The sequence below is a fragment of the Arthrobacter sp. BE255 genome, assembly GCF_031457335.1.
GTDB lineage: Bacteria > Actinomycetota > Actinomycetes > Actinomycetales > Micrococcaceae > Arthrobacter.
This window is the reverse complement of sequence record NZ_JAVDWK010000007.1, coordinates 44,266-61,351: the sequence shown is the minus strand read 5'-3', so window position 1 is coordinate 61,351 and position 17,086 is coordinate 44,266. Positions and strand designations below refer to the sequence as shown.

Below are 17,086 nucleotides of genomic sequence, written 5' to 3'. Positions count from 1 at the left end.
CCAAGGAGAAACACCATGTCACTTCCCGCAGACGTCACCACCGGCACCTGGACCCTGGACAACTCGCACAGCGAAATCGGCTTCACGGTCCGCCACGCAGGCATCAGCAAGGTCCGCGGCCAGTTCAAGGATGCCGCAGCAACCTTGGACCTGGCTGACAACGTGGCCGACTCCAGGATCAGCGCCACCATCCAGACCGCCAGCTTCGACTCCGGCGATGCGAACCGCGACGGCCACGTCCGCGGCGAAGACTTCTTCGATGTGGAGAAGTTCCCGGAAATCTCCTTCGTTTCCAACGGCCTGGTGGCCAAGGGCAACACCTACGAGCTGACCGGCGACCTGACCATCAAGGGCGTCACCCGGCCCGTCGCGCTGGAAACCGAGTTCAACGGAGTGGCCGTTGACCCGTTCGGCAACACCCGCGCCGGTGTTTCCGCCGAGACCACCATCAGCCGCAAGGACTTCGGCCTGACCTGGAACGCAGTGCTGGAAGCCGGCGGCGTGCTGGTCAGCGACAAGGTTGCCATCAACCTTGAGCTCGCGTTCATCGCACCCGCAGCCTAATTTCCCGCCCTCTGTGCCCGGCCGCGGATCCCCTTGGATCCCGCGGCCGGGCACAGTACTTTAACTGCCTCCAGCGGTCCCGCCCTGGCCGTCCGTCCCTCCTGTGGAAAACCCCGGCTGTTCCCCGCGATTTCGCCCCGGATCTCCTAGATACCAGGGAGTGCCCGGTCTACAGTGAGAGCCATGACCAACCCTAGTGAAGTTCCGCCGCCGCAGCAGCCGGATGCCCAGCCGCCGGCCAGCAACGTTCCTCCCGCCGGCTACCAGCCGCCGCAGGGTTTCCAGCCGCCACCGCAGGGATACCAGGCCCCCGGCCAGGCTTATCCCCCGCCGGGCCAGGCCTACCCGCAGCCGGGCCAGCCCTACCAGCAGCCAGGCCAGCCAATTCCGCAGCAGGGCCAGCCGGGTAGCTTCAAGTTCGAGATGCCAACGGACGGCCCGCGGAACTTCAACGACGTGCTGCCCAAGGGCGGGTTCGCGGGAATGTTCAACGTGGCCGGGCTGCCCACCGAGCTCAAGGTCTCCTACTGGATCTGGCTCATTGGCGGCATCCTGGGCGTCCTGGGCGGAGTCCTCGGGCTGTTCGCAGCGCTGGCGTTGTTCACCGTTGCGCCCGCCGCCGCCATTGTGGTTCTCCTCCTGGTCCTGGTGGCGCTGGCCATCGCCGCCGCACAGATTGTCCTCGTGCTGAGGATGAAGGAAGGCAAGGAATGGGCACGCCTGGCCTTGACCATCGTGGCCGGCGTTTCCCTGGTCCTCGCCGTGATCGGCGGCAGCGTGGGCGGCGGCATCGGCAACAACTGGCTCGGATTCCTGATCAGCGCCGCGGCAACCGTACTGATGTGGGTACCCAACTCGCAGGCCTGGTTCGCCGCCGTTAAGGGCCGGGGCTGATCGGCCACCGCTTAGTCCGTTGACCCGAAGGCCGCAGCCTGGCGATCCAGCCGGGCGGCGGCCTTTCCGGCGCCTCCGGAGCTGCCACTGCCTGGGCGCGGAATGCCGCGGGAATACCTCTCCGGAATGACCCGCTCAGGGGCTGCCCGGGGGTACGGTGGAAGTAAGCCTTGCTGGGGGTAGGGCCAGTGCACCGATCCCGGCAGCCGATCCGCACTCCGACCTGAAAAGGACCGCTCATGAGCACGCCTCCTGTCCAGCCTCCCAACCCCAACGAGCCGGAGTCCGGCGGCCAGCCCCCTGCTCCCCGCTACGGCGAGAATGCGCCGCAGTTCGGCCAGCCCACGCCGCCCGCACCGCAGCCCACGCCCCCCGCTCCGCAGTACGGACAGAACGCCCCCCAGTACGGCCAGGTCACACCGCCCGCTCCGCAGTACGGACAGAACGCTCCGCAGTACGGCGAGAACCCGCCGTCGTTCGGCCAGAACGCCCCGCAGTACGGCGAACAGGGCTCCCCGGCGCCCCAGTACGGCCAGAACCCGCCGCCGTTCGGCCAGAACCCGCCGCAGGCCCCGGCCTACGGCCAGCAGCCGTTTGGCCAGCAGTACGGGCAGTCACCGTACGCCCAGTACCCGTCTGAGCAGCCGGCGGCATCGGGCAGCAACGGAGTCCCCCAGCTGGTCAACATTTCCTTCTGGCTGCTGGTCGCGTCCGGCGTTGTTTTTGTCATCTCCATGCTGATGGGCATTGGCCAGCTGGATGATCCGCTGATGCGGAGCACGTTTGAAGAGGCCATGCAAAGCGGCGGCGCCGCCGGCCAGGTCTCCTACGAGGACCTCAAGGGCGTCATTGCCGGCACCCTGGTGGTCTTTGCCATCATCGGGGCCGCGCTTTACGCCCTCGTGGCCCTCTTCGTCCGCAAGGGCAAGAACTGGGCACGGATCCTCGGAACCGTGTTCGCGGCGCTGTCCGTCTTCGGCCTCTTCCAGGTGCCGAACATCGGAACGCTGGGAACGCTGATGGGAATCGCAGCCATCGTTTTGCTTTACCTGCCTGCCGCAGCCCCGTACTTCCGCAAGCAGCAGCCGTTTGCCAACCCGTACGGCCAGCCTGGAAACCCTTACGGCCGCTAGCCTGAGGGCCCGCCGGAAACCATTCCGGCCCTGAACAACATCAGCAACCACACCCTGCGGGCGTGGATCCCGGAGCCGCCGGATTGCTAGGCGGTCTGGCCCGGGGTCTGCGCCCGCTGTGCGTGGTAGGCCAGGATCTGGAGTTCGGTGGCCATGTCCACCTTCCGGAGGTTGACATAGTCGGGCACCTGGAGCATCACGGGTGCAAAGCTAAGGATGCTGCGGACGCCGGCGGCGACCACGCGGTCGCACACGCCCTGCGCCACGGCGGCGGGCAGGGCCAGGACCACCATGTTGGCGCCCGTGCGCTGCAGGACGGGTTCGAGGTCGGCGGCGTCGCTGACCCGCAGCCAGCCCACTTCGTTGCCCACCACCATCTGGTCGGCATCAAATATGGCCACAACGTCGAACCCACGGGACTCGAAGCCGCCGTACCTGGCCAGCGCCTTGCCGAGGTTGCCGGCGCCGACAATGGCCACCTTCCAGTCGTGGGTGAGACCCAGCGCCGCGGCTATGTGGCGGCTGAGGTACTGGACCTCGTAGCCCACGCCCCGCGTGCCGTACGAGCCCACGTGCGAGAGGTCCTTGCGCAGCGTGGCGGAGCTGACGCCGGACGCTTCAGCCAGCGACTCGGAGGAGACCCGCTCGACGCCTTCGGCCAGCAACGTATTGAGCGCACGCAAGTAGAGGGTGAGGCGGGCTACCGCGGCCGGCGGAATCTGCTTTGCAGCGGCGGTCTTGCCATCCGCGGCGATCTTGCTGTCCTGCACGTCCGCCGCGTCCTGGCTGCCGGCCCTGTCCGGGGCACCGTGGACAGCCTGGGGAGATGAATCCAGTGAACTCACTATCCCCTCCCTTGCGTCGCGTTGTGCTTCCACTCTAGAGCCCCGCGCCTGATGCCAACAAAGCCGGTGCCATTGCCCGGAACCGATGCCCTACTGCGCCATGGCGCGCTGCAGGACGCGCTCCAGCCGGGACTCGTCGATCTTCCAGAAATCGCGCTGGATACCGTCCACCAGCACCACCGGGATCTCTTCCGCATAGCGGTCACGCAACTCGGGATCGTCGTCGACCCGCTGTTCCGTCCACCCAAGTCCCAGGGAGGCAGTCACCCGCCCGACGGCGTCGCGCGCGTCCGCGCACAGGTGACAGTCGGTTTTGGTGATGAGGACAACCTGCGGTCTTGCCATGCATTAACCGTATCGCCCTTTGGGGGCGGACAGCGCGGCGCACAGGTCCGCGACAGTTGGGGCCTCCTGCATTGGCTAGACTCGGGGACATGCCCCAGGAGAAGTACGTCGCTGTTGTCACGCAGCCGGTTGCGGCGCCGCAGACCGGCGAGGCGGCGTTCTTCGACGTGGACAACACCCTGATGAAGGGCGCCAGCCTGTTCCATGTGGCACGCAAGATGCACCAGCGCGGCGCATTTACGCTGACGCAGGCGGCAGGGTTCGCCTGGAAGCAGTTCAAGTTTGTGACACGCGGCGAGAACATGGACGACGTCCATGCGGTACGCGATTCGGCGCTGAACCTGGCCGCCGGGATTACGGTGGAAGACGTCAAGGCCCTCGGCGAGGAAGTCTACGACGAGATGATCGCGTCCAGGATCTGGCCCGGCGCCAAAGCCCTGGCACAGCAGCACCTGCGCGTGGGCCGCAGGGTCTGGCTGGTCACGGCCACCCCCATCGAAGTGGCAACCGTCATCGCTACGCGGCTCGGATTGACCGGCGCCCTGGGCACCGTGGGCGAGATAGCCGACGGGATGTACACCGGGCGGCTGGTGGGCGACATCCTGCACGGTTCGGCCAAGGCGGTGGCTGTCCAGGGCATCGCCGACGCCGAAGGTCTGGACCTCAAGCGCTGCTGGGCCTACAGCGACTCGTACAACGACATCCCGCTGCTGACCCTCGTGGGCCACCCGGTGGCCATCAACCCGGACGCCAGGCTCCGCCGGCACGCCCGCGACAACAACTGGCCTGTCTACGACTTCCGCTCCGGCCGCCGCGCCGCCACACTCGGTTTGAAGTGGGCCACGGTCGGCGGCGCCATCTACGGCCTGTGGCGGGGCTTCGCCCGCATCCGCGGCCCGCGGGCATAACCTGCCGCCACAACTGTCGCCGTCGGGGTTTCACGTAGGAGCGCATCGCCGCCGATCGCGGGACAGAGGTCGCCCAGCGACCGCCGGACCGCCTATCGGTGGTGTCTAAGCGACGGTGAAACGTCGATGGCGACCTCACCCGACAAAACAAAATGCCCGCTGCCGGGAAGGCAACGGGCATTTCACGCAGTTCGAAGTATCTCTACTTCTTATTGCGGCGCTGGTGGCGCGTCTTGCGAAGCAGCTTACGGTGCTTCTTCTTGGCCATACGCTTGCGACGCTTCTTAATAACTGAACCCACGAAAGTTCCTCACAAACTAGATGCAGTACCTGTCTGCTGGAAAGGTCCGTGGACAGAGCTACAGACTGAAACAACCGACAGATTCTTACAATGACGTAAAACGTTCCTTAACAGGGTACCGCTTATCCGGGGCACCCACTGACAGTGCGGTTCAGGCGGTCTCGGAATGGCCGTCCACAACAGCGCCCTTGAGGTACTGGTCGACGGCGCTTTCCGGCACCCGGTATGAACGGCCGAACCGCACTGCAGGCATTTCACCTGAGTGGACCAGCCTGTACACGGTCATTTTGGAGACGCGCATGACCTCGGCCACTTCGGCCACGGTCAGGAACTTCGCGTTTGAGAAGTTCTGTTCTGCGGACATTTCCCTATTCCTTTGCTGACGGATGGACAACATGACCCCAGGTTTATGCCATTGCGGTGTGCCGATGCTGAGCCATCCACCAACCATGTGCTAGATACTCTAGAGGTTCATGGGGCTATTGTGAAAGTCATCGCGGGTAATCATTTCGCCGTGCGGCGCTTGCGTGCCGAGGACGCGAGCTGGTCCAGGACCGACACCGAGACATCCCATTCCATGCAGGCATCAGTGACGCTCTGGCCGTAGACGAGTTCCGAGCGTCCGGCGGCGTGCTCGGCGACATCCAGGTTCTGCGCGCCGCCCACCAGGAAGCTCTCCAGCATGACCCCGGCGATGGCGTCGGCGGAGCGGCCCCCGTCCTCCAGCTGCGCACCGATTTCCAGCGCAACTTCGGCCTGCCGGTGGTGGCTCTTGCCGCTGTTGGCGTGGCTGGCGTCCACGATCAGCCGCGGGTTCAGGCCTTTGCCTGCCAGCTTTGCCGAGGCGCTTTCGACGTCGGCCGCCGAGTAGTTGGGCCCCTTGCGTCCGCCGCGGAGGATGACGTGGGTGTCCGGGTTGCCGGCGGTGGCCACCAGCGATGCCCGGCCGTCGCCGTCGATGCCCAGGAACGCCTGTGCGGCCGCGGCCGCACCGCAGGCGTCCACGGCGACCTGGAGGTCGCCGTCGGTCCCGTTCTTGAAGCCGATAGGCATGGACAGGCCGGAGGCCAGCTGGCGGTGGATCTGGCTTTCGGTGGTGCGTGCCCCGATGGCGCCCCAGGAAATCAGGTCCGCCATGTACTGCGGGCTGATGGGTTCCAGGAACTCAGTGGCGGTGGGGAGGCCCAGTGCGGTGACCTGCTGCAGGAACTGGCGGGCGGTCCGGAGCCCGGTGGCCATATCGTGGCTGCCATCCAGCCGCGGGTCGTTGATGAGGCCCTTCCAGCCGACCGTGGTGCGCGGCTTTTCGAAGTAGGCCCGCATCACGACCAGCAGGTCTTCCTTGTGCTTCTCAGCCTGGCTCACCAGCCGGCGGGCGTATTCCAGGCCGGCCTTGGGGTCGTGGATGGAGCAGGGGCCCACGATGACCAGGAGGCGGTCGTCCACGCCGTCCATGATGGCTCGGACTTCATCGCGTCCGCGTTCGACGACGTCGGTCACCCGGGCGTCCAGGGGCAGCTCGGCGATGAGTTCCTGGGGCGTGGGCAGCGCGGTGAATTCGCTGACGCGCAGGTTTGACGTGGATTTTGCGGCCGGTGTGGCTGTGGCGGCTGTTGCGGTGCTCATGTTTGGGTCCTGTTCCGGGAGTGGAAGCGGGCCCAAATCAGAACCCGCCGGGAAATGGCGAAGGGCAGAGAATGATCTCTGCCCTGTTGGCTCTGAAGGAAAGTTGGATGCGTGTCAGTTAGACGCGGGCCCCTCCAGAGCCAACGAAAAATACGCATACCAACGGTTAGTCATAGCCAAGACCATAACCGCGGCATCGCTCCGGACGCAAATCCGCCCTTAACCTCGGCGCGAACTGGCAGCTAATGACCCCAGAATCCGTCCGGAGGCGTCATTATCTGCCAGTTCGCGCGGTGCTGTTGGCCCGGATGGGCCGGCAGGTCAGCCCGCGAGCTTGCGCAGGAACTGCAGCTGCTTGATCCAGTGGTACTCCTGGCCGCCTTCGTGGTTGTTGAAGCGGTAGACCTCGATGTCTTTGGCGGCCCCCGTGCCGGAGGCGTCCGCGGTGCCCGAACCGTAGGCGTTGAAGCTGGCGAAAACCGTCGACGGCGGGCAGATGTCGTCCATCTGGGCGGCCGAGTACAGCGCCGGGGCAGTGGCCGACCGGGCAAGGTTGACGCCGTCGAAATAGTTCAGGACCGAAAGCATGTGCTCGTACCGGTCCCGGTGCCGGCCCAGGAAAGCGGCGATCTCCGGGTAGGGCCCGCGGGGCGTGATGTCGATGGCGCGGGGGAAGTCCTGCAGGAACGGGACGTCCGGCAGCGCGGCGATGACGCCGTCGAGCCTTCCTGCCACCAGGCCGGCGACGGCCACCACAATGCCGCCGCCCTGGCTGACGCCGGCGAGGACCACCCGGGAGGGATTCACCTCGGGGTGGGACTGGGCAGCCTCCACGGCCCGGAAGGCGTCAACGTACACGCGGCGGTAGTAGTAGTCCTCGCGGCTGCCCGCTCCCCTGGTCATCAGCCCGGCGTGGGCCACCTCGCCTGCGGACGGGTGCGGATCCGCCGTCTCCCCCAGCGTCCCGCCATAGCCCTGGCCGCGGGTGTCCATGATGAAGTGCGCGTAGCCCGCCTGGGCCCATTTGGTGTCCTGGTTGACCAGTCCGCGGCCGCCGGAATAGCCGATGTACTGCACAACGACGGGCAGCCGGCTTCCCTCCGGACGGTTCGCCGGGAGGTGCAGCCAGCCCTTGATGGGAGCCCCTCCGTACCCGGCGAACGTCACGTCGAACGTGTCGATGACCATCAGGTAGTTTTCCACGGGCTCGAACGTGGCGTTGAGCGGAAAGGCCCGGGCTTCGTCAATGGTGGCGTCCCAGAAGTCCTGGAAGTCGGCCGGCGGCGTGGCCGCGGACGTGTAGCCGCGGAGCTGGGCAAGGGGGAGGTCAAAAAGCGGCATGGTGCGGTCCTGTCAGATCTGGTGTGGCTGGAAGCTCCGGGAACTTTCGGTGATCCTATGTCATGCGGAAGCCCCCGCCGGGCTAAATAACGCGAGGTTCAGAACTGTTGCCCGAAGCGGCTCCAGGTGAAGGTCCTGGACGGCGCCGCCGTAGCGGATGCGCACGTTCCTGGCCGTCGCCGAGGTCAGGGTGGCGCCGGCCAGCTGGCCGTCCTTCCACTCCAGGTCCACCTCCACGCCCGGGCGGGCGCGCAGGCGGTGCGCGGCGCCGTCGGGCAGTTCCCGTGGCAGGGCCGGCAACAGTTCGATCTCGGGCACACCGCCGGACGTACGGTGGCTCTGCAGCAGGCATTCAGCCAGGCCGGCCACAAAGCCGAGGTTGCTGTCGATCTGGAACGGCGGGTGCGCCCCGAACAGGTTGGGATACAGTCCGCCGCTTTGGCCGCCTCGGTCCGTGGCCATGTCCCGGAAGTAGAGCCGGAGGAGGTCGCTGACCTTCCCGGGCTGGCGGAGGCGGGCCCGGAGCAGGATTTTCCATGTGAGTGACCACCCGGTGGATTCGTCGCCGCGGCCGTCCAGGCTGGCGCTGACGGCGGCCTCAAGTTCGGGCGTCAGGGGCGCGTCGCCGGGGTAGGCGAGGTAGAGATGGCTGACGTGGCGGTGCGTCGGCTCCCACTCCTCCGGGTCTGCCAGCCACTCGCGGAGCCTGCCGTTCCGGCCAGGTGTTGGCTCCGGGATCCGCGGAAGGGCCGCCTGGGCCTCGGCCACCACCGGGTCCGTTTCCAGTCCCAGCTCCCCGGCGAGGGAGCCCAGCATGAGGAACACGTCGCGGATGAGGGTGAGGTCCATGGTGGACGATTCGGCGGCGGCGGCCCGGCTGGTGCCTCCACCGGGGAGCGGCGCCGTGAAACTGTTTTCCGGCGACGTCGAAGGGCTGGTTCCCAGCGTTCCGTCCGGGAACTCCACCAGCAGGTCCAGGGCAAATTCGGCCGCGCCGCGGATGGCGGGCCAGGCAGTGTCGCGGGCGAAGCCCCGTGCGGACTCCGTGCCGTGCGCGCCGAACTGGAGGTGCTCCCACAGGTGGCGGACGAGCCACAGCCCGGCCACGGGCCAGTAGGACCATTCCGGCGAGTGCGCGCCGTGGCCCACGGGCTTGCTGTAACCCCAGATATCCGAGTTGTGGTGAACGGCCCAGCCGCGGGCACCGTAGTACTCCCGGGCAGTGGCCGCGCCGGTTTCCTGCAGGGCCCCGATGAGCGCGAACAGGGGCCCCGCGCACGCGGCCAGGCCTGTGGGCTCGGCTCCCCAGTAATTCATCTGCAGGTTGATGTTGGTGGTGAAGTTGGAGCTCCACGGTGCCTGCAGCTGGTCATTCCAGATGCCCTGCAGGTTTGCCGGCGTCCCGAGCCAGGCGCTTCCTTCACGGGAGCCCGGAGCCCCGGTCCGCGAGCTGGAAATCAGCAGGTAGCGCCCGTAGTTGAAGAGCAGTGCCGCCAGTCCCGGGTCCGCGGCGAGCGGCCCGTCCGGATGGGTGTTGGCCGCCTCCAGGCGGCGTGCGGTGTTGGCGCCCAGCCATGCCGGCGTGTCCACGGTGATGCTGCAGCTGTCGTAGAGCTCAGCATGGCTGTGTTCGTGGCGGGCGAGAAGCGCCTCCTGCCCGGCGGCCCTGGCGGCGGCCAGGGTGCCGCGGGCGGAGTTGGCCGCTGTTGCCACTGTTCCCCCGGGCTGCCGGCCCGGCCCGCGGAAGGTGGTCTCCGTGGTGACGTACACGACGGCGCGGCGGACGCCCGTGGCGGCCAGGCCGGCGTCGTCCGCTTCCGCCTCGGTGCCGTTATGCTCCCAGGCCGCCGCAACGGCGCCCTGCAGGCTGAGGGAATCGTCGTCGGAATACTCCACTGCGCCGCCGTCGTGCGAGGGTGGCACATCGCTGGGCAGCTTCAGTTCAAGGACGGCCGACGACGGGCCGGATGCGGGTGCTCCGGTGCGGCGGAGGATGCGCAGCTGCGAGTCGAGGCGGACGGCGAGGTCAAGGCCCTGCGGCGCGTCGGTTTCCACCGAAATCACCAGGACCGACGGCTCGTGGGACGCGAAGGCGTGCACGCTGACGGGGTGGCCGTCCACCTCATAGCGGGTGGAATTGACGGCGCGGGCGAAGTCAAGGGAACGGCTGTAGGCCGGATCCCCGTTGGTTGCGGGCCTCGCGGCTGCTGCACTGCCGGAGGGGGCAATGGTGAGGAAGAGGTCGGCGAACGGCAGGTAGGACTGCGAATGCCGGTGCTGCAGCTCCTTGAGGGCCTCGTGGGCAGCGGCGTAGTCGCCGTCGCGGATCAGGCGCCGGGATTCGGCGAGGATGCCGTCGGCCCGTTCTCGGCTGAAGTGTGGTTCGAGGTCCTGGCTGCGCGGCGAACCTGACCAGGCGGACCCGTCGTTGAGCTGGAAGCGGTGCTCGCGCGCCGGACTTCCCGGGAGCGCCCTCCCGCCGAAAACCATGGCTCCCAGCCTCCCGTTTCCGAGCGGCAGGGCCTCCAGCCAGTCGGCGGCAGGGGCATCGTAGACGAGGGTATGTTCTGTGCGCACGGGATTAGATCCTAGGGGAATAGACCAGCTGAAAACAGGGGTTTCGGGAAGCGATTTCCCGCCGCCGCTCCATGGCCCCGCGCATCCAACATTCCGGCGCCGGCCTTAACGCGCGAACGTACACTTGGCGCCCTGCGATGAGGGCGCCAAGTGTACGTTCGCGCCAAAATGGAGCGGTGTCCAAGGACCTACAGGCGCGAGAGCTCCGGGGTGAAAACCTGCAGCCCGTGCGAACCTGCCACGAGGCTTCGCAGTTCCGTGAGGCCTCCGGTGACCTGGCCGGCGGCGCGGGCCTGGACCAGGACGTTGCCGAGGGCGGTGGCTTCCACCGGACCGGCGATGACGCGTTTGCCGGTGGCGTCGGCCGTGAGCTGGCACAGCAGCCTGTTCTGCGAGCCGCCGCCCACCACGTGGACCACGTCAACGGTGCGGTCCGCGAGGCGTTCGGCGTCGCGGATGGTGCGGGCGTAGCCGGTGGCCAGGCTGTCCATGATGCAGCGGGTGATCGCGGCGGGGTCGTCCGGCAGGACGTCCCCGGTGCGGCGGACCGCGGCGCGGATGCGGTCAGGCATGTTGTCCGGGGCGATGAAGTACGAATCGTCCGGATTGATCTGCGGCCCGCCCGGTGGCAGAGCCGCAGCGGCCGTGAGGAGCGCCGTTAGTTCCGGGGTGAACCCTTCCGCGGCCCAGGTCCGCTGGCATTCGCTGAGCAGCCAGAGGCCGCCCATGTTGCGCAGGTAGCGGATGGTGCCGTCCACGCCGCGTTCGTTGGTGAAGTTCGCTTCCCGGCTGGCCTCGGTCAGGACCGGATGCTTCAGTTCCAGTCCCACGAGGGACCAGGTGCCGGAGGAGATGTAGGCGAAGTTCTCCTCCTGCGCAGGGACGGCGGCGACGGCGGACGCGGTGTCGTGCGAGCCGACGGCCACCACCTTGGTGCCGGCCGGCAGGCCCACCTGGGAGGCGACCGCCGGCAGGAGCGTGCCGACGGTTTCACCCGGCTGCACCAGCGGCGGGAACAGCTTTTTGGGCAGCCCCAGGGCGGTGAGGAACTCGGTGGCCCACTCCCCCGCGACGGCGTCGAACAGGCCGGTGGTGGAGGCGTTGGTCGCTTCCGTCCGGCGCTGTCCGGTCAGGAGGAACGCGATCAGGTCCGGGATGAGCAGCGCCTGCACACCGTCCAGGTCCGGCTCGGTGGCCAGCTGGTACAGCGTGTTGAACTGCAGGAACTGCAGGCCGGTGGTTCCGTAGAGCCGGGCCGGGTCCAGTTTCTGATGGACGGGCGCGACGGCGGCACGGCTGCGGTCATCCCGGTAGCTGTACGGCTGGGCCGTCAGCTCGCCGGCCTTGTTGACCAGGCCGTAGTCCACCGCCCACGTGTCGATACCGATGCTGGTGATGGTTTCGTCCTGCGCGGCAGCCACGGTGGCGGCGGCCGCGAGGCCTTTGAGCACTTCGGCGAACAGGGCGTCGAAATCCCAGCGGAGGCCGCCGTCGATCTCCACCACACCGTTGGGGAACCGGTGCACCACTTCCAGCTCCACGCTCCCGGCCGCGGCGGCACCGCCGTCGAGGACCCGGCCGAGGATGACCCGGCCGGAGGAGGCGCCGATGTCGACTGCGGCGAACACCGCCCCGGCGGTGGCCGGGGCGGTGTTCTGTGCTGCTGGGTCGGTCATCGCAGGAAGGCTGCTGCCACACCGGCGTCCACGGGGATGTGGAGTCCGGTGGTGTGGGACAGCTCTGCGCTGGTCAGGACCGCGGCGGCGTTGGCCACGTGCTCGGGCAGGACCTCGCGCTTGAGGAGGGTGCGCTGGGCGTAGTACTTGCCCAGTTCCTGCTCGTCCACGCCGTAGACCGCGGCGCGCTTGGCGCCCCAGCCGCCGGCGAAGATACCGGAGCCGCGGACCACCCCGTCGGGGTTGATGCCGTTGACGCGGATGCCGTATTCGCCCAGTTCGGCCGCGAGGAGCCGGACCTGGTGGGCCTGGTCTGCCTTGGTGGCGGAGTAGGCGATGTTGTTCGGCCCGGCGAACACGGAGTTCTTGGAGGAGATGTAGATGACGTCCCCGCCCATGTCCTGGGCAATCATGACCCTGGCCGCGGCCTTGGCCACCAGGAACGAGCCCTTGGCCATGACGTTGTGCTGCAGGTCCCAGTCCTTTTCCGTGGTCTCCAGAAGCGGCTTGGAGATGGACAGGCCGGCGTTGTTGACCACCAGGTCAAGACCGCCGAACGCCAGCACCGCGGCGTCGATGGCCGCGATGACCTGGGCCTCGTCCGTGACGTCGGCCTGGACGCCGATGGCGACGTCGGAGCCGCCGAGCTCCTCGGCGACGGCCTGGGCGTTCTCCAGGTTCAGGTCCGCGATGACCACGCAGGCGCCTTCCGCGGCGAGGCGGGTGGCGATGGCCTTGCCGATGCCCGACGCCGCACCGGTCACCAGGGCGATGCGGGTGGCGTGCGACTTGGGCTTGGGCAGGCGTGCCAGCTTGGCTTCCTCCAGCGACCAGTACTCGATCCGGAACTTCTCGGATTCCTCGATCGGTGCGTAGGTGGAGATCGCCTCGGCACCGCGCATGACGTTGATGGCGTTGATGTAGAACTCGCCGGCAACGCGGGCGGTCTGCTTGTTGGCGCCGAAGGAGAACATGCCCACGCCCGGGACCAGCACGATGGCCGGGTCCGCGCCGCGCAGCGCCGGGGACTCAGCGTCAGCGTGGCGGTCGTAGTAGGCCTGGTAGTCCTCGCGGTAGGCAGTGTGGAGTTCCTGCAGCCGGGCGACGGAGTCCTCGATCGAGGCATCGGCCGGCAGGTCCAGGATCAGGGGCTTGACCTTGGTGCGCAGGAAGTGGTCCGGGCAGGACGTGCCCAGCGCACCCAGGCGCGGGTGCTCGGCGGCTTCGAGGAAGTCCAGGACGACGGCGTCATCGCTGAAGTGCCCCAGCTGCGGCTTGTCCGTGGAGGCCAGGCCGCGGATCACCGGTGCGAGTGCGGCGGCTTTGGCCTTCCGCTCCGCTTCCGGCAGCGCGCCGAAGCCGGGCAGCTTGGGGCCGAAGGGTTCGGCCTTGCCGTTTTCGCGGAGGTACTTCTCGGCCTCGTCGATGATCCACAGTGAGTTCTGCTCTGCTTCTTCGGACGTGTCGCCCCAGGCGGTGATGCCGTGGCCGCCCAGGATGGTGCCGATGGCCTGCGGGTTGGCGTCCTTGATCGCGGCGATGTCCAGGCCAAGCTGGAAACCGGGCCGGCGCCAGGGCACCCAGACCACCTTGTTGCCGAAGATCTTGGTGGTCAGGGCCTCGCCGTCCACCGCGGTGGCAATGGCGATCCCGGAGTCCGGGTGCAGGTGGTCCACGTGGGCGGCGTCCACCAGGCCATGCATGGCGGTATCGATCGACGGCGCAGCGCCGCCCTTGCCGTGCAGGCAGTAATCAAAAGCGGCAACCATTTCGTCTTCGCGTTCAACGCCCGGGTAGACGTTCTTCAGGGCGTTCAGCCGGTCCAGGCGCAGCACCGCGAGGTTCCCCGCCTTCAGCGTGCCAAGGTCTCCGCCGGAGCCTTTGACCCACAACAGCTGGACGTCCTCGCCCGTCACCGGGTCCTTCTCCGTGCCCTTGGCCGAGGTGTTGCCGCCGGCGAAGTTGGTGTTCCGCTTGTCCGCGCCCAGGCGGTTGGAGCGGGAAATCAGGTCTTCAACAGTCTTGTTAGTCATGCTCTTATGCGCCCCATCCGGCTTGCTGGCCGCCGACGCGGTCCTCGTTGATCTGTTTCTGGTATCCGCTGGCCTTGAAGGCGGCCATCGGGTCCGCGGGCAGGCCGCGGGATTCACGCCATTCGGCCAGGATGGGCCGCACGTCGGTGTAGAAGGCATCGTTGAACACACCATTCGCGGCCAGGACGTCACCGGACCGCTGGGCTTCCGTCAGCGCAGCGGTGTCCACCAGCATGGCGCGGGCCGTCATTTCCTGGACGTTCAGGACCGAGCGGATCTGGCCCGGGATCTTCTCCTCCAGGTTGTGGCACTGGTCCAGCATGAGGGCCACACCGGAGTCCCTGCCGAAGCCGCCCCCGCGGATGACCTCGTACATGATGCGGAACAGCTGGAACGGGTCGGCTGCGCCCACGATCAGGTCATCGTCCGCGTAGAAGCGGGAGTTGAAGTCAAAGGAGCCGAGCTTGCCCAGGCGCAGCAGCTGCATCACGATGAACTCGATGTTGGTGCCCGGCGCGTGGTGGCCCGTGTCCAGGCAGACCATCGCCTTCTCGCCCAGGGCGAGGGTCTGTGCGTAGGAGGTGCCCCAGTCCGGAACATCGGTGTGGTAGAAAGCCGGCTCGAAGAACTTGTATTCCAGGACCAGGCGCTGCTCATCCCCCAGCGCTGCGTAGATCTCCTGCAGCGACTCAGCGAGCCGGTCCTGGCGTCCGCGCATATCATCCTGGCCCGGGTAGTTGGTCCCGTCCGCCAGCCAGACCTTCAGGTCCTTCGAACCCGTGGCGTGCATGATCTCGATGCAGTCCAGGTGGTGCGCGACCGCCCGGCGGCGCACTGTCTCGTTGGAGGACGTCAGCGAACCGAACTTGTACTCGTCATCCTGGAAGGTGTTGGAGTTGATCGTGCCAAGGCCAACGCCCAGGCCCGCCGCGTATTCCTTCAGGGCGGCGTAGTCGTCCACCTTGTCCCACGGAATGTGCAGGGCAACGGTGGGGGCGAGGCCGGTCAGCTCGTGCACCTTGGCGGCGTCCGCGATCTTCTCCTGCACCGTCCGCGGGGTACCCGGCGTGCCAAACACCTTAAAACGCGTGCCTGAATTTCCATAAGCCCACGAAGGGACCTCGATGGCAAGCTCCCCGAGCCTGCCCAGCGCCGTTGCTACGTCATTCATGATGGGTTCTTTCCGGTCTTTTGTTACTGCGGTATGGGTGGTGTTGCTGCGGCCCCGCTGCTGGAGCCTGTGGTCTCAGCTGGCGGTGGACTCCGCCGCCGCCAGCTGGTCGTCAAGGTTGAAGACTTCCTCGAGGACCTGGAACCCTTCGTCGGGTGCCTGGTCCGGGTTGTTGAACAGGGTGGCCATCTCGGCCTGCCAGCGGGCGTTGACCTCGGTCAGCGCCATCCGGGCCCGCACGGCGTCGAAATCGTCGCATTCGACGTAGCCCACCAGGAGCCCGTCCCCGCCCAGGAACAGCGAGTAGTTGGTCCAGCCGGCGTCCTTCAACGCACGGAGCATCTCCGGCCACACGGCGGCATGGCGTCGCTTGTATTCTTCGATCAGCCCTGGCTGGACCGAGGAGCGGAAACACACCCTCATCTGCGACTCTCCTGAACTTTCCAAACTTTGAATCGTTTCATTGTTACGATTCAAAGTACTCTTGAAGTCAAGTAGGTGTCAAGCAATTTCCAAACCACGATCCGGGACCGCGGAAAAGTGCTTCACACGGCATATAAGCCATGGAGAATTATGAATCGCTCAGCAAGCATCAAAGACGTCGCCAACCACGCCAGCGTTGCCGTGGGCACGGTCTCCAATGTCCTGAACTATCCGGACCGGGTGTCCCAGCGGACCAAGGAGCGGGTGCTGCGGGCCATCGATGAGCTGGGCTTCGTCCGCAACGATGCCGCCCGCCAGCTGCGCGCAGGCCAGAGCCGGACCATCGGGCTGATCGTCCTGGACGTGGGCAACCCGTTCTTCACGTCAGTGGTGCGGGCCGCCGAAGACGCCGCGGCCCTCCAGGGCAGCGCGGTGCTGCTGGGCGACAGCGGCCACAACGCCAGCCGCGAATCAAACTACATCGACCTGTTCCAGGAACAGCGCGTGCAGGGACTTCTCATTTCCCCCGTGGGTGACATCACCGATCGGCTGGATCTGCTCCGTGAGCGCGGCGTTCCCACCGTCCTGGTGGACCGGCTGGCCGACGAGAGCAAATACAGTTCCGTGTCAGTGGACGACGACGCCGGCGGTTACCTGGCTGCCCGGCACCTGCTGGACACCGGCCGCCGTCGGCTCGCCTTTGTGGGAGGCCCCACGTCCATCCGCCAGGTGGCGGACCGTCTGCAGGGCGCGCAGCGCGCCGTGAAGGAGGAACACGACGCCACCCTGGAGGTCCTTGATTCGGACGGACAGACGGTGCTGGCGGGCCGCAGCGTGGGCAACATGCTGGTGGAGCGCGGGGACCTGCCGGACGGCATCTTCTGCGCCAACGACCTCCTGGCCCTGGGCGTCATGCAGTCGCTGACCATGACGCACACCCTGAGAATTCCCGAAGACATTGCACTGATTGGCTACGACGACATCGATTTTGCCGTCTCCGCCGTGGTGCCGCTTTCCTCCATCCGCCAGCCCACCGAGGCGTTGGGGCGCACCGCCATTGAACTGCTGGCCGAAGAAGTGGAGTCCGAGAACCCGCGGCACCGCGCGGTGGTGTTCACGCCGGAGCTGGTGGTCCGCCAAAGCACAGGCCCGGCGAAGGGATCCTCCGCCGGCTGAGGTTCAACTTCGAGCAGTTCTGGAGAAGCCGCCGCGACGCACGGACACTAGCGTGGTTCCCATCAGACCATGA

Annotated in this window: 16 protein-coding genes; 5 read left to right on the top strand and 11 right to left on the bottom strand. The window is 67.1% G+C overall.

Annotation, left to right across the window (positions count from 1 at the left end):
- Positions 1-15: 15 nt before the first annotated feature.
- From J2X42_RS13335 to J2X42_RS13325, 3 genes are all read left to right on the top strand, one after another.
- Positions 16-564, top strand: a complete 549-nt coding sequence (locus tag J2X42_RS13335; protein WP_310165873.1) for a YceI family protein — start codon at positions 16-18, stop codon at positions 562-564.
- A gap of 183 nt (positions 565-747) precedes the next feature.
- A complete protein-coding gene (locus J2X42_RS13330; RefSeq protein WP_310165871.1) occupies positions 748-1,458 on the top strand; it encodes a hypothetical protein in 711 nt (236 codons plus the stop codon).
- A 239-nt stretch (positions 1,459-1,697) separates the two neighbouring features.
- Positions 1,698-2,591, top strand: coding sequence for a hypothetical protein (locus tag J2X42_RS13325; RefSeq protein WP_310165869.1), 894 nt, complete (start codon positions 1,698-1,700; stop codon positions 2,589-2,591).
- Between the two features lie 86 nt (positions 2,592-2,677).
- On the opposite strand, the gene J2X42_RS13320 is transcribed toward J2X42_RS13325, so the two are convergent.
- Together J2X42_RS13320 and J2X42_RS13315 are read right to left on the bottom strand one after the other, a co-directional pair.
- Complete coding sequence (locus J2X42_RS13320) at positions 2,678-3,436, bottom strand: redox-sensing transcriptional repressor Rex (protein WP_310165868.1); 759 nt, start codon at positions 3,434-3,436, stop codon at positions 2,678-2,680.
- A 90-nt stretch (positions 3,437-3,526) separates the two neighbouring features.
- The gene (locus J2X42_RS13315; RefSeq protein WP_310165866.1) at positions 3,527-3,781 is read right to left on the bottom strand and encodes a glutaredoxin family protein; all 255 of its coding nucleotides are present in this window, start codon (positions 3,779-3,781) and stop codon (positions 3,527-3,529) included.
- An 89-nt stretch (positions 3,782-3,870) separates the two neighbouring features.
- On the opposite strand from J2X42_RS13315, the gene J2X42_RS13310 reads away from it, so the two are divergent.
- Positions 3,871-4,689 (top strand): HAD-IB family hydrolase, encoded by an 819-nt coding sequence (locus J2X42_RS13310; protein ID WP_310165863.1) that lies wholly within the window; start codon positions 3,871-3,873, stop codon positions 4,687-4,689.
- 202 nt (positions 4,690-4,891) lie between these two features.
- On the opposite strand, the gene J2X42_RS13305 is transcribed toward J2X42_RS13310, so the two are convergent.
- The 9 genes from J2X42_RS13305 to J2X42_RS13265 all read right to left on the bottom strand — a co-directional run bounded on the left by J2X42_RS13305 (position 4,892) and on the right by J2X42_RS13265 (position 15,837).
- Positions 4,892-4,990 carry a 30S ribosomal protein bS22 gene (locus J2X42_RS13305; RefSeq protein ID WP_003792170.1) on the bottom strand — a complete coding sequence of 33 codons (99 nt, stop codon included), beginning with the start codon at positions 4,988-4,990 and terminating at the stop codon, positions 4,892-4,894.
- Between the two features lie 151 nt (positions 4,991-5,141).
- Positions 5,142-5,354 carry a helix-turn-helix domain-containing protein gene (locus J2X42_RS13300; protein WP_131134902.1) on the bottom strand — a complete coding sequence of 71 codons (213 nt, stop codon included), beginning with the start codon at positions 5,352-5,354 and terminating at the stop codon, positions 5,142-5,144.
- A gap of 140 nt (positions 5,355-5,494) precedes the next feature.
- A complete protein-coding gene (locus tag J2X42_RS13295) occupies positions 5,495-6,616 on the bottom strand; it encodes a 3-deoxy-7-phosphoheptulonate synthase (protein ID WP_310165860.1) in 1,122 nt (373 codons plus the stop codon).
- 321 nt (positions 6,617-6,937) lie between these two features.
- Complete coding sequence (locus J2X42_RS13290) at positions 6,938-7,957, bottom strand: acetylxylan esterase (RefSeq protein ID WP_310165858.1); 1,020 nt, start codon at positions 7,955-7,957, stop codon at positions 6,938-6,940.
- 60 nt (positions 7,958-8,017) lie between these two features.
- Entirely contained in the window at positions 8,018-10,534 is a 2,517-nt protein-coding gene (locus tag J2X42_RS13285) for a glycoside hydrolase family 95 protein (RefSeq protein ID WP_310165856.1), read from the bottom strand.
- 188 nt (positions 10,535-10,722) lie between these two features.
- Positions 10,723-12,210, bottom strand: coding sequence for a rhamnulokinase family protein (locus J2X42_RS13280; RefSeq protein ID WP_310165854.1), 1,488 nt, complete (start codon positions 12,208-12,210; stop codon positions 10,723-10,725).
- The gene (locus J2X42_RS13275) at positions 12,207-14,243 is read right to left on the bottom strand and encodes a bifunctional aldolase/short-chain dehydrogenase (protein WP_310165852.1); all 2,037 of its coding nucleotides are present in this window, start codon (positions 14,241-14,243) and stop codon (positions 12,207-12,209) included. The genes J2X42_RS13280 and J2X42_RS13275 overlap by 4 nt, the downstream gene beginning before the upstream one ends.
- Positions 14,244-14,247: 4 nt before the next feature.
- A complete protein-coding gene (gene rhaI, locus J2X42_RS13270) occupies positions 14,248-15,414 on the bottom strand; it encodes an L-rhamnose isomerase (protein ID WP_310165851.1) in 1,167 nt (388 codons plus the stop codon).
- 75 nt (positions 15,415-15,489) lie between these two features.
- Positions 15,490-15,837 carry an L-rhamnose mutarotase gene (locus tag J2X42_RS13265; protein ID WP_310165849.1) on the bottom strand — a complete coding sequence of 116 codons (348 nt, stop codon included), beginning with the start codon at positions 15,835-15,837 and terminating at the stop codon, positions 15,490-15,492.
- A gap of 150 nt (positions 15,838-15,987) precedes the next feature.
- Between J2X42_RS13265 and J2X42_RS13260 the strand changes: the two genes are divergently transcribed.
- Positions 15,988-17,013, top strand: a complete 1,026-nt coding sequence (locus tag J2X42_RS13260; RefSeq protein WP_310165846.1) for a LacI family DNA-binding transcriptional regulator — start codon at positions 15,988-15,990, stop codon at positions 17,011-17,013.
- Positions 17,014-17,086: the final 73 nt, after the last annotated feature.

What these genes read in the sequence shown, in the direction of transcription:
- J2X42_RS13335 (WP_310165873.1), top strand. Translation starts at nt 16, where the DNA reads ATGTCACTTCCCGCAGACGTCACCACCGGCACCTGGACCCTGGACAAC.
- J2X42_RS13330 (WP_310165871.1), top strand. Translation starts at nt 748, where the DNA reads ATGACCAACCCTAGTGAAGTTCCGCCGCCGCAGCAGCCGGATGCCCAG.
- J2X42_RS13325 (WP_310165869.1), top strand. Translation starts at nt 1,698, where the DNA reads ATGAGCACGCCTCCTGTCCAGCCTCCCAACCCCAACGAGCCGGAGTCC.
- J2X42_RS13315 (WP_310165866.1), bottom strand. Translation starts at nt 3,781, where the DNA reads ATGGCAAGACCGCAGGTTGTCCTCATCACCAAAACCGACTGTCACCTG.
- J2X42_RS13310 (WP_310165863.1), top strand. Translation starts at nt 3,871, where the DNA reads ATGCCCCAGGAGAAGTACGTCGCTGTTGTCACGCAGCCGGTTGCGGCG.
- J2X42_RS13300 (WP_131134902.1), bottom strand. Translation starts at nt 5,354, where the DNA reads ATGTCCGCAGAACAGAACTTCTCAAACGCGAAGTTCCTGACCGTGGCC.
- J2X42_RS13295 (WP_310165860.1), bottom strand. Translation starts at nt 6,616, where the DNA reads ATGAGCACCGCAACAGCCGCCACAGCCACACCGGCCGCAAAATCCACG.
- J2X42_RS13290 (WP_310165858.1), bottom strand. Translation starts at nt 7,957, where the DNA reads ATGCCGCTTTTTGACCTCCCCCTTGCCCAGCTCCGCGGCTACACGTCC.
- J2X42_RS13280 (WP_310165854.1), bottom strand. Translation starts at nt 12,210, where the DNA reads ATGACCGACCCAGCAGCACAGAACACCGCCCCGGCCACCGCCGGGGCG.
- J2X42_RS13275 (WP_310165852.1), bottom strand. Translation starts at nt 14,243, where the DNA reads ATGACTAACAAGACTGTTGAAGACCTGATTTCCCGCTCCAACCGCCTG.
- rhaI (WP_310165851.1), bottom strand. Translation starts at nt 15,414, where the DNA reads ATGAATGACGTAGCAACGGCGCTGGGCAGGCTCGGGGAGCTTGCCATC.
- J2X42_RS13265 (WP_310165849.1), bottom strand. Translation starts at nt 15,837, where the DNA reads ATGAGGGTGTGTTTCCGCTCCTCGGTCCAGCCAGGGCTGATCGAAGAA.
- J2X42_RS13260 (WP_310165846.1), top strand. Translation starts at nt 15,988, where the DNA reads ATGAATCGCTCAGCAAGCATCAAAGACGTCGCCAACCACGCCAGCGTT.